Genomic DNA, 11,443 nt, shown 5'->3' with positions numbered 1-11,443 from the left:
CCAGCCATAGCCCGGAACCAAAACCAGGTACCCTAACTGCTCCAACAGCAAACAACAAATAGTCAGCAATGCCAGACTCGCAACAAACCCTTTAATCCGTTTTAACAAATTCATCATCCTCACCTCCCAGTAGCTACCTACTGAGTTTTCACTTGCGTTAATCAACATAGTTCAAATCAGCCGGGAAATGCCGAATGTTCGCCAACGCCAATACAACTGTGCCTGTAGAACCGCAATATACGGATTCACTGCTCACTACCCGGGCGTATGACCCTGAAAGCCAGATTTTCTTATGCGACGATAAACATCTGTTTTTCGGATTTCTCAGCTTGCCTCTCAGCGGTCTGGACAGTGGACTGGATGACCGGCTGAACGGATTACTCAATCAGGACTGGCCTGACGATACTCTGTTGCAGTGTGGTCTGATCTCCAGCCCCGATGTGATGAACACCATTCACCAACTGATGCTGGCGAAGGACCGAACTGAACCACGTTTCAAAGCCATGCTGAAACAGAATATTCAGCAGTTGCAGTCTGGCGTTCATGACCCAGTCACCAATGAACAAATGCTGAGGCATGGGATTTTATGGTTCACCGTTAAAGTTCCTACCCGAGAGCTGTCACCCAACGAAGATGATTTACTGAAAATCCGTCGGCTTAAATCTTCCTTCCAGGGAGGGATTGAAACCGCCGGATTGTTATCTGTTCCCATGAGCCAAAATGACTGGCTGCGCCTGAACATGATTCTTGTGAATCATCATGAGCACGGACATTGGGCAATCGATGGTGCTCAGGTGGATTCAGAAAGACCTCTGAATCGACAGGTATTCGATCCTGATACCCCACTGCAAGTCTCACCGAATGAGATTCAACTGGGTTCTGAACAAAAATCCAGAGTCGCAAAAGTATTGATCGCCAAGAAGCTGCCAGCCTATGTACCGCTGGGACAGGCATTCAATTATCTGGGTGACAGCCAGAACGGACACCGGGGTATCAAGTGTTACGCTCATATTCATGTACTACTCCATTTCCCCTCAATCAATCAGCTGCAATCGTCACTGAGCAACAAACAGCGCATTGCTATACAGCAAGCCTCCAGCCCCATTACTCGCTTTGAACCGAGACTTATGGAGCGCAAGAAAGATTTCGATTTGCTGTTTGAAGCACTTAACAAGGGTGATGCCCCTCTTAAACTGACGTTTTCTCTGGTGCTTTATTGCAATTCCACTAAAGAAGCCAGCCGGTTGTCGTCCAACGCCTGCAGCTACTTTCGTGAACTGGGTTTCATGCTCTATGAAGACGTGTATTTCATGCTTCCGATGTTTCTTAACACCCTGCCCGGTAATGCCCAGAAAAGCACTCAAACCATTGCCATGCATGAGAAGACCCTGGCGACCCGTCATGCTGTTCCATTACTGCCGCTGTTTGATGACTGGTCAGGGCATCAGGAAGCATTGTTGAATATGGTGTCCCGCCGGGGGCAACTGATGAACCTGTCGCTATTTGAATCCAATAGTAACTACAACGCCATTATTGCCGCCACTTCCGGAGCGGGCAAAACTGTCCTGGTCAATGAGATTATCAGTAATATTCTGATTCGTGGTGGGCAGTGCTGGGCACTGGATATTGGCGAGGGGTACAAGAAACTCTGCCAGCATTTTGATGGACTGTTTCTGGATTTTGATCAGGGCAGTGAGATTGGTATGAACCCCTTTGCCCTGGTTCATGACTATGAAGAGGAAGGTGATATTCTGCTGGCGCTGATTATTGCTATGGTGTCACCAAGAGAGCCATTAACGCCGTACCAGGAAGCCAGTTTACGGGAGCAGATTCGGGAACTCTGGGAAGGTGAAGGTACCGATAGTTCCATTGACCTATTACAGGAACGATTACAGCAACATCCGGATGAACGTATAACCGACCTCGCCGTGCAGCTCAGTGCCTTCACTTCAAAAGGCGAATATGGTCGATTTTTCTGTGGTGACAATACGCTGGATATCAACCAGTCATTTACAGTGCTGGAGTTGCGGCACCTGGACAGTCGCAAACACCTTCAGCGAGTCGTAATTCTGGAGTTGATCTACCTGATCCAGCAGATTATGTACTTTGGTGATGTCAGCCGAAGGAAACTGGTCGTGATTGATGAAGCCTGGAACCTGATGCGGGACACTCAGGGAGCCGCTTTGTTCATTGAACACGGTTTCCGTCGCTTTCGACGATTTAATGGAGCCAATCTCATGGCCGCACAGCGGATCGAAGATTTCTACGAAACCGCTGCTGGGCGTGCAGCAATGGATAACAGCGCCACTCAGTTTCTACTCAAGCAACAGCTGTCCACCATCAATGAACTGGAAAAACAGCAACGGTTACCCTTATCACCAGAAGGCTACAAACTGCTAAAAACCGTTCATACGGTGGAAGGCAAGTATTCAGAAGCATTGGTGCTCACTGAACAGGGATCTGGAATTGGTCGGCTGATTCTGAACCCATTCAAAAAACTGCTCTACTCCAGTCATCCCGAAGATGAGAGTGCGATCCGAACTTATCGATCTCAGGGGCTTTCCCTGAGTGATGCCATTATGCAGGTACTGAAAGACAGGAATGCTGTATGACTATTTACGTTGACACTGAAACCACCGGCCTGAGCGCCCAAGACGAAATCGTTGAAATAGCCATTATCGATGATAATGGTGAAGCTTTACTGAACACGCTGGTTAAACCAACACACCATGATTGTTGGCCAGAAGCTCAGGCGATTCACGGAATCAGCCCGAAAGAGGTTGCCCATGCACCTACGTATGATGCGCTACGCCCGACAATCCGGACATTGTTTCAGGATCAGGAAGTCGTGATCTACAACAAGGCATACGACAGCCAATACCTGGGTACTGAGCTTGGAGTCGCAAAAAGCGTCCAGTGTTGCATGCTTCTCTTTGCCGAACACTTCGGTGAATGGAACCATCGCTATGGCAATTACAAATGGCAGAATCTTAACAAGGCCAGTCGGTATGTCCTGCACAAATGGGAGGGAGAGGCGCATCGCGCCCTGTCAGATACGAAGGCAACAAGAGCCGTCTGGCATTACCTGACTCGTCCTGATGTTCGCCAGCGCATTGATGCTCTGAGAAACGCATGATTCCCCTACCCTTCAGGCTGGTGATGATAGTTCTTTTATTGCCAGCCAATACAGCTCTGTCTTCTGCCCTCACCATTAATCTATTTGTATCTGAAACCATGGGTGAAACGGCCCTGGTTGAGATATTACGGGAAACAGAATTGCTTCAGAACCTCAATATCATCGTGCGAGGAATGGGTGCCAAAGATACCAATCTGACTGACAGCATTACTCGCTGGCAGTACCGGATAAAACAGGCAGATGCCAGTAAAAGCATTCAGATCAATCCTGTTTTGTTCCGGGAGCAGAATATATATCAAGTGCCTGCGATGGCTGTTGTCATGAACGGCAATACTGAGTTGACCGTTTTTGGTGTTACTTCACCTGTCTGGGTTATGCGCCAGTACCACGCAGGCAAGCGTGGCAATATTGGTGCCTATGGTTCAACGCTGCCTATCAGCGAACCGGATTTATTGGAATCTTTGTTACAACGACTCAAACAGCAGAACTGGAAGCCCCTTCAAGAAAAAGGCACAGAAGCGATTGCAGACCAAAACCTTTTCTTTCGGAGCAAAGCTGCCAACCAGTCAAAAGGCTTCCAGCAAAATACTGAAAGTGTCTGGCAATTGGCATACCCCCATAATTGCTTTGGATATCAACGACCGTCAGCAACAGAAAGCGGTGCTTCCGTGGTTATATCAATACCCTGATGCGCTGATATTAGTCTCTAATGGCTCATTACAACAGCTTCAGAAACTACCCAGCCTCTGGCATGAGCATCAAATCTATATCATGCCGTCAGAATTGATCCGGCGCTTTCAACTGACAGCTTTGCCTGTATTGCTGGCACCTCAAAACCATAGTCATTGGAGAGTCACCACTGCGGCAGCATTACCGTTTTCAGCGGTCGATATAGTGTCATGGGTAAAAGCTTTGATTTCATCTGCCTATGCGCTGGAGACCACAGATAATCCTTCCCAAGCCTTGTGCCAGAATGTGTCGATTTTGTCTGAGAAGCTGATTACTTCTGTGCCCTGGAAAGAGTTGTTTCCGATTCGTATAGGGCTGGCAAAGCTGGGTTCCGGCAAAGAACCCAGTGACAGAGCCAAAACCAGTACAGGACTGTGTTTATGTGAAGACAGCGCAGGTATGTTTCACCCCGGAGTGACTACAGGATTTTGGCGACCTCAAAGACTGGTAGAGCTGACTCGCAGTCCCGGCTGTCTGATGGCATTGGGTGGTCACAAGCTGCCTATTGTTGACCAGCGTCGTTGGGGAACACTGGGTTCTGCCAATATTCCCAAAGGCTTAACCTATCTCCACGCCCACGTTTACAGCCTGCCACTGATAGAAATGCTCAATATGTTTACCGGCATTGGCGGCTGTACAAGCGATTTGGTGGACTTTGACCTGATCAATCTGTCGGAAGTAGATCCTTCGTGGAATCATCCTGAGTTAGCAGCTCTGATTTCACCTGACCTTGCTGCTTATGCAAATCCTGCGGCAATGAATGCCTGTACCGCTGATGGTGTAGCCGCCCTGAACTCACAGTCTATGGATAATCTGCATTGGTGCGCTGGCAGCTGGGGTTCCCTTTATCCGTTATCCGGTTTTACCAGTACCTACGGTCACTTTTCTGATAACACCAGCTTGCTGGCAACACGGGCTTTAGCCAAGATTCACAGAATTGGGCTTGGCAGAAAAACCATCGGTGAAGAAGCTCAGTGTCATAGCAAAATCACCCCGTGGCTCCCCAAAAGCCAGTACAAAATGAGCATGTTTTGGCCGGAACCTGAAAAGCAGAAAGCACACTGGATCGGAGCTTCAGCGGCAACATGGGGAATGCACCGTCACCCATTGGGTAAAGATGATGCGATGTATCTGCTTTGGCAGTATCGGGATTGCTGTCAAACCGCCAGCCAATGATAAAACCTGATTTCTACAAACTGCTGAGTGGATTATTCGCTTTCTGCTTTCACACCGTAATGGCAGAAACCACTCAGGAAGCCATTCGTACATTTGAGCAACATACCCGCTCAAACTGGCTCCACCAGATCAACCAGAAATCTGAAGCTATTACTCGAAATCCTGACTCTATTGCCAACCAAGTGCCAAATCTGATGATGGAGAAGCCTTCAGACAGCTCTCACCGCCAAAAGCTGGAAGGCTACTACCAGAATGAAGATTTCGATGGTTTGCAGTCCTTTGGTGAAAAGCGGGCGCAACAACTGGAAACGGAACAATCTCCTGAAGGTGAAGCATGGCGTTTACTGAATCAGTCACCGGATCGGTATTACCCCGATGCCAACGAACACAAGATTCTTCATCCTGTGGAACAGAGCATTAATGCCCTGCAACACCCCAATACCTGGTCAAAACAAAAGCACTGGCCTACCGATGCTCAGGGCAATCCCATATACGATAAGAACGGTGAAATGAGTGCCACCATCGCCCGTCTGCGACAGCATTTTAAAGGCTGTGATTACCAGAAAAAACTGGTGCTAAAACAAGGCCGCCAAGTGCATAGTCCCGATATTCGTGAGTGCACACGAGCTGTGGTGACAGACGACAGCATTACGTTACACCGGAAAATCAGGGTTCAGCCCTTCGCAGAATATATTTCCGGCTCTGGGCTATCAGGCATGAACGGTTGTGAAAGTCAGTCGGATCAAGAAGGCTGCTTACAGATTCGTTTAGGCAAGGATGCGGGAGCGGATAACTACTATCACTGCGGTTGCTGTATTAAGGAAGAAACCTTCACGGTGACGCTACCCAGACCACAGGCATTAAGCCATGCAGTGCTTCAGGAAGCCCGCTGGGATGACCGCCTGCAGGTCTGGATCAATGATAAGAAAGTCTGGCAGAGCAACTCTGATTTCCCGCCTGAAAGCGGTGGAGGATGTGAACTGGACTCTAATTTTCACCTGAACAGTCCTGTTTCACTGGATAGCAGTGTCTTGGATGGTGCAGGTAACCAAGTCACTTTCAAAATTCGCACTTCTGTTGGTGATCAGGGCGAAGGTTTTGCTCTGATTAAGTTGTATTTCGATATCAGCCAGTTGATAGAAAATGATCGCTGGGCGCCTTCATCAGCACTGGAGCAACTGAAAGAAATGAAGCAATGGCAGAGTGATGGACTGTGCAGTCTGTCGTACCAGTGCCTTGAAACTATGAATGATGCAGAACATACCGTTCACGGTAAAGTGATTCCACTGCAACCAAGCCTGTCATCGCAGTTACCATCAGATTGCAAAACCGCCAGAGCTGAAGCCGATTGCTTTTACTACAAAACAGCATCAACACAGTATCCGCCTGATCATTGTGCTCAGTATGCCAACGATCCCAACTGTGAGTTTCTGGATAGCCGCTGTCTTGGTGAAAAGTCTGGCATTTGTTACACCCGCGAGGATCGCTACGACTGTGGCTACACAGGCAACCTGAATCGCATTGGCATTGAAGAGAGTATTCACTGTGAAGGTCAGCCTATGCAGTGCATGTTAGGCGAGTGTCAGGCCAATATAACGAATGCGGAGAACACCGACTTTGCCAGTGCCGTCAGCGGTCTCCATGCAGCAAAACATATGTCACATGATATGCAGTGCAATCAAGATGGGAGTGGTTGCAGGATCTTCAGTGGCAAGCCCTGCACCTGCAAACAGGGCATTTTTAATATGGTGGACTGCTGTAACCTGCCTACGAACGTGAATTTTGCCAGTTATATGAACCTGCTCCTGATGGGCTACCTGTTCGATAAGTCAGCCATCCATCTGCAAGGTAATTTTCCCAATCAGCTGACCGGGCATTACCAGAAGATGCGGGAACCGCTGATGCAAGGCATCAACAAGCTCAGCCAGCCTGCAAAAAATCTATGGTCAGATATGGGCAAAAGCTGGGACAAGCTCACAGAAAAGCTCTGGCCAACTCCCTCTGAAGTCCATACCCAGACTGCCACCGCAAAACCTATTGCCGGAGAACTGTCGCAGGAAGCTCAGAAGACGATGCTCGGCAATATGCAGCAACAGCTGATGCGAAAGATGGCCGAAGTCGTCCATAAAATTCTGGGCGAAGATGCCACCAACCTGCTGTTCCGAACCGTTGGCAACAACCTGGCTTCTCAGGGCGGACACCTCAGCCAGCAAACTCTGATTATGAATCCTGCCATTACCTCAGCCATCAGTGCTGTCACCATGATCTACACGGCTTACACCATGACCAAACTGATTATCCAGATCACCAACAAGTGTGAAGACGAAGAATTTGAATTAGCCGCCAAGAGAGAAATGAAAACTTGTCACAAGGTTGGAAGTTACAGCGAATCCAAGTTTCTCGGGTTAGCCAGCATGGAATACAACAGTTATTGCTGCTTCAGCTCTCCTTTATCCCGCATCCTGCAAGTGCAGATCAGAAAGCAGCTGAAAACAGGATGGGGCTCTGCTGAACATCCTGACTGTTCGGGCATTTCTCCCGAAACACTCCATGCAGTTGACTGGAACCGAATTGACCTTAGTGAATGGCTGGCACTATTAAAACTGCAAAACAAACTGCCAGAGCTGAATGCCGATACCCTGAAACAGCTAAATCTGGAAACTCTGACAGGTAAGGGTTCAAGGCTGGATTTCGACCAACACCGGGAAGACAGTCGAAAACGATTGGAAGCCCGATACAACAACATCAGCCCATCCGACCTCAATTACTATCAATCCCAGAAAACAGAATCAATACGCCATCAAGGACAATAAGTCAGTGGAAATTCCGCGCACCATCAACGACCCAGTCCAGTTCCTGTTCTGGTCACTGGATGAAATCTACCCGGTAGCCGTTGGTCTGATCTGGGGTATCTGGTTTGACCAGCTGTTGCTTGGCATGTTTCTTGGCTGGATGGCGATTCGTGTTTATCGCCGGTTCCGGGATCGTCATCCTGACGGGCATCTAAGTCACCGACTTTATTGGCTGGGCTTTTATTTTGTGAAAGCCAGAACCTTACCCAACCCTTATGTCCGGGTCTTTTACCCTTCCCGAAAATGACCATTCAAGATTATCTGCAACGCCTGAAACAATGGCGACAACAGCTGTGTGTTGACAGGCTGATTCTGTTGGTATTGGTGCTGAGCAATGTACTGTTGCTGATCCACTGCCTGAACCGCAAACCGGCTGTTGAGTTGAGCCTGCCGTTTATGGATAGGCAGATCGGTATTCAATCCGGTGAAGCTTCTCAGATCTATTACGAGTGGTGGGGGCTTTCACTGGCTGAACTGCTGGGAAACCTCAATCCACAGAATCTGTCGTTTTTGGAAGCCAGGCTGCAAAGTTTGCTGTCGCCCAATCTGTATCAACAAGTACATGAAACACTGAATCAACAGTTCCAACAGTTACGAGAAGATCAGGTTTCCCTGAGCTTTGAGCCATCGCAGATTGAATTTGATGAAACCATCCGTGAGGTCAGAGTGACAGGTAACAGTGCTCTATCGTCCGGCCATCAACGTCTGTCGGGGCAGAAAACATTTACCTTTCAGTTCAACCTGATTCGTTATCGACCTGTGCTTGCTGCCATCCAGATTGAATCTGACTTGAAATAACCCTCCTCTTCTTTCAGAGAATCCGTTATGAACAAAGCCTTTGCTGTTGTTGTGTGCCTGTATTGCTCATTCACTCTGGCGGCGGCCCCTGTGAAATTAAAAGTTTCCCCAGGTCAGCAACAACCGGTCACGCTCAGTCGTCTGCACTTAAACCGGATTGTCACGCCCTTTTCTGCGCCTCAGATTCGAACAATTGATCAGGCTGATATCCGTATTGAAGGTTCAGTGATTTATCTCTCTTCCCAACAAGAAGAGCCCTTTGTCGTATATATCACACCCCATGATAGTGAAGCTCATGCACTCTCTTTGCTGGTCACGCTACTTGATGTCCCTCCCAAAGAAATCCAGCTTTCATTATCAAAACAATGGCAACAGAAAATGAATAGGAATAAAGAAGCAGCCAAACGCTTTGAGGAAGCCGGAGACTATCAGCAGAGCATTACTGAACTGCTGTCCATGCTTGTTAAAGGGCAAGTGCCAGAAGGGTATGAACTGGAAAAATTTTATAAAGCCGATATTCGGCATTGTCAGCAAGACGGTCTGACATTTGATTTCTCCAAGGGGCAGGTCGTCCAGGGGCATTATTTCAGGGTTCTGGTTGGGACAGCCAGGAACGCTACCGAAAAGCCTCTTACTTTCCATGAGAAAAACTGTCAGGGCAGCCATACCACCGCTGTCGCCATGTGGCCGAAAAACACTCTACATCCCGGCCAGCGCAGAGAACTGTTTATTCTGCTGAATACGCCCGATCAGGAATCAGCACCTGTGGTACGCCCTTCCCTGCTGACCTATTAAAAATAAACCAATGAATACTCTCAACCATTACCTGACGCCAAGAGTAAAACGCTATACCATTGTGCTTGGCACGGCAATCATTCTGGTTGCTCTGATTTTTGTCACCAGTAAACGGCAGGATTCAGACGTGACCAAAGCACCAGAGCAAACCACTTCATCCGTTGACTTTACCGGCATCCCCCCAAAAGAGTTAACACTGAACCGAATCAGTGCTGATCTGGAACGTATCCATCATCAACAGAAAGCTTTGCACGAAGAGCACCAGCAGGAAATGGAGAGGTTGCAACAGGAAATCCGACTGCTAAATCAGCCAGAGCAACCTGATCAAAACACCTTTTCTGTCCCTGAACCTTCAACTCCACAGCAGACTCCTGATGTTTTGCAATGGAACCAGTACAGCCAATCACCAGCGACCAATTACAATGAGCCCGGTTACTATGATGCACCTCCCCAACCACCCAGACCTATCCGGGTATTGGGAGCTACATATCCTCAGGCGGTGGCACTGGATTCCAAGCCTGAAGATAAACCAAAGCTCTTACGCCTACCCGCTGGCAGTTTGTTATCCGGTCAGCTAATCACCGGCCTGGATGTTCCCACAGGACAAGGGGCAAGACGTGAACCTTACCCTGTACTTATTCGTATAAAAGCCTCAGCAATTTTGCCCAACCGCTATCGAACCAATGTCAGAGAATGCTTTGTGCTGGCTTCCGGTTATGGCGACCTGAGTTCCGAACGGGCTTATCTTCGCAGTGAAACCCTGTCGTGCATCTTCAAACACAACAGTAAAGAACAAGTGATTGAACGACCTTTAGAGGGTTATATCGCTGGAGAGGACGGCAAGGCCGGTTTACGAGGCAGGCTGGTCAGCAAACAGGGGCAAGTGATGGCCAAGGCGGCTATGGCAGGATTTCTCAGCGGTGTCAGTGAAGCATTCGATATCAAACCCGTTCCAGTCTTTTCAGTGGTACCCAACCAGAATGGTCAAATCCAATCGCCTTTTCAATCTGGGTTAAAAGGCAGCGAAGCCCTGCAAAGCTCACTGATTAAGGGCAGCAACAAAGCATTGGAAAAACTGGCTGACTTTTACCTGAAGCTGGCTGACCAGATGGTGCCAGTCATTGAAATCAGCGCCGAGCGCAAGGTAGACCTTATTCTAACCCGTGGTCTTAAAAACTAATCTTTCGAGACTTTCCCCCCCATGTTTAAACACGATACCAGGGCATTGCTTCTGATAGTTTCGCTCGTACCTATTATTCAGGGCTGTTCATTATTCGGCGTTGGAGAAGCTGAGTATGCCTGCCCGGAACCCGGTAAGGGCGTATGTAAATCGGCAAGACAAGTTTATCAGGATTCTGATTCACTGCCTTCTGAAGACCTCCTCCCCACTTCTCCCAAAAGCTATCCAGAACCCAACCTTCATATTGTAACTCCCGAAGCGGTGCCGAACCGCACACCCGCTCAAATCCTGAGAATCTGGATCGCCCCCTGGGTTGATAAACAGGGTAACTGGCACAGCGGCGGAATCGTCATGACGGATATCGCTCCAAGAGACTGGCAGTCTGCCATTCCCGTCTATTCACCTTCTGATGACTAATGGAGTCATTGACCATGCATGTACTTCTACCCCTTTCTGAGAGACACCCCTGCATAGTGAAACAGCAGCAAGTGATGCTGTCACTGGCAACGCTGATCATTTTTTCTTTATTACCTCCTGAGTTGCAGGCGGCCAATCCTGTCAATGCGACAGGCTCCAGTGATTTTGCAGAAATTTATGGTCGTTTGGTGGGCTGGATCAAGGGAGACCTGGGTCGAACACTGTCGATCTCTTTCGTCCTGATCGGGCTGGCTTACGGTATGGCTCGCAACTCGCTGATCGGCTTTGCCACCGGGGTCGGTGCCGCTGTTGGATTGCAGGTCACGCCCACCATTATTAATTCCATTTTCGGGCTTTAGC

At 48.6% G+C, this 11,443-nt stretch carries 11 protein-coding genes; all 11 read left to right on the top strand.

What is annotated here, in order from left to right:
• The first annotated feature begins 194 nt into the window (after positions 1–194).
• The 11 genes from traC to traA are packed head-to-tail and all read left to right on the top strand — an operon-like array spanning position 195 to position 11,442.
• Positions 195–2,612, top strand: a complete 2,418-nt coding sequence (gene traC, locus V5J35_RS22685; protein WP_354009307.1) for a type IV secretion system protein TraC — start codon at positions 195–197, stop codon at positions 2,610–2,612.
• Positions 2,609–3,136 carry a 3'-5' exonuclease gene (locus V5J35_RS22680; protein WP_354009306.1) on the top strand — a complete coding sequence of 176 codons (528 nt, stop codon included), beginning with the start codon at positions 2,609–2,611 and terminating at the stop codon, positions 3,134–3,136. Before traC ends, V5J35_RS22680 begins: the two co-directional genes overlap by 4 nt.
• Positions 3,133–3,825: a TrbC family F-type conjugative pilus assembly protein gene (locus V5J35_RS22675; protein ID WP_354016505.1), complete on the top strand. Its 693-nt coding sequence runs from the start codon at positions 3,133–3,135 to the stop codon at positions 3,823–3,825. The genes V5J35_RS22680 and V5J35_RS22675 overlap by 4 nt, the downstream gene beginning before the upstream one ends.
• Complete coding sequence (locus tag V5J35_RS22670) at positions 3,731–5,041, top strand: TraU family protein (protein WP_354016504.1); 1,311 nt, start codon at positions 3,731–3,733, stop codon at positions 5,039–5,041. Before V5J35_RS22675 ends, V5J35_RS22670 begins: the two co-directional genes overlap by 95 nt.
• Positions 5,038–7,854: a conjugal transfer protein TraN gene (gene traN, locus V5J35_RS22665; protein WP_354009304.1), complete on the top strand. Its 2,817-nt coding sequence runs from the start codon at positions 5,038–5,040 to the stop codon at positions 7,852–7,854. The genes V5J35_RS22670 and traN overlap by 4 nt, the downstream gene beginning before the upstream one ends.
• 4 nt (positions 7,855–7,858) lie before the next feature.
• Positions 7,859–8,140 carry a type IV conjugative transfer system protein TraL gene (gene traL / locus V5J35_RS22660; protein ID WP_354009303.1) on the top strand — a complete coding sequence of 94 codons (282 nt, stop codon included), beginning with the start codon at positions 7,859–7,861 and terminating at the stop codon, positions 8,138–8,140.
• Entirely contained in the window at positions 8,137–8,691 is a 555-nt protein-coding gene (locus tag V5J35_RS22655) for a TraE/TraK family type IV conjugative transfer system protein (protein ID WP_354009302.1), read from the top strand. Before traL ends, V5J35_RS22655 begins: the two co-directional genes overlap by 4 nt.
• 27 nt (positions 8,692–8,718) lie before the next feature.
• On the top strand, positions 8,719–9,486 hold the full coding sequence (locus tag V5J35_RS22650) for a TraK domain-containing protein (RefSeq protein ID WP_354009301.1): 768 nt from the start codon (positions 8,719–8,721) through the stop codon (positions 9,484–9,486).
• Between the two features lie 10 nt (positions 9,487–9,496).
• Positions 9,497–10,666: a TraB/VirB10 family protein gene (locus V5J35_RS22645; protein ID WP_354009300.1), complete on the top strand. Its 1,170-nt coding sequence runs from the start codon at positions 9,497–9,499 to the stop codon at positions 10,664–10,666.
• 21 nt (positions 10,667–10,687) lie between these two features.
• A complete protein-coding gene (locus V5J35_RS22640) occupies positions 10,688–11,083 on the top strand; it encodes a TraV family lipoprotein (RefSeq protein WP_354009299.1) in 396 nt (131 codons plus the stop codon).
• A gap of 56 nt (positions 11,084–11,139) precedes the next feature.
• Entirely contained in the window at positions 11,140–11,442 is a 303-nt protein-coding gene (traA, locus tag V5J35_RS22635; RefSeq protein WP_354016503.1) for a TraA family conjugative transfer protein, read from the top strand.
• Position 11,443 lies beyond the last annotated feature (1 nt).

The organism is Endozoicomonas sp. NE40 (assembly GCF_040549045.1).
GTDB classification, from domain to species: domain Bacteria; phylum Pseudomonadota; class Gammaproteobacteria; order Pseudomonadales; family Endozoicomonadaceae; genus Endozoicomonas_A; species Endozoicomonas_A lisbonensis.
Note: the sequence above shows the minus strand (reverse complement) of the source record. Positions and strands in the feature narration are given on the sequence as shown.

What these genes read in the sequence shown, in the direction of transcription:
- traC (WP_354009307.1), top strand. Translation starts at nt 195, where the DNA reads ATGTTCGCCAACGCCAATACAACTGTGCCTGTAGAACCGCAATATACG.
- V5J35_RS22680 (WP_354009306.1), top strand. Translation starts at nt 2,609, where the DNA reads ATGACTATTTACGTTGACACTGAAACCACCGGCCTGAGCGCCCAAGAC.
- V5J35_RS22675 (WP_354016505.1), top strand. Translation starts at nt 3,133, where the DNA reads ATGATTCCCCTACCCTTCAGGCTGGTGATGATAGTTCTTTTATTGCCA.
- traN (WP_354009304.1), top strand. Translation starts at nt 5,038, where the DNA reads ATGATAAAACCTGATTTCTACAAACTGCTGAGTGGATTATTCGCTTTC.
- V5J35_RS22655 (WP_354009302.1), top strand. Translation starts at nt 8,137, where the DNA reads ATGACCATTCAAGATTATCTGCAACGCCTGAAACAATGGCGACAACAG.
- V5J35_RS22650 (WP_354009301.1), top strand. Translation starts at nt 8,719, where the DNA reads ATGAACAAAGCCTTTGCTGTTGTTGTGTGCCTGTATTGCTCATTCACT.
- V5J35_RS22645 (WP_354009300.1), top strand. Translation starts at nt 9,497, where the DNA reads ATGAATACTCTCAACCATTACCTGACGCCAAGAGTAAAACGCTATACC.
- V5J35_RS22640 (WP_354009299.1), top strand. Translation starts at nt 10,688, where the DNA reads ATGTTTAAACACGATACCAGGGCATTGCTTCTGATAGTTTCGCTCGTA.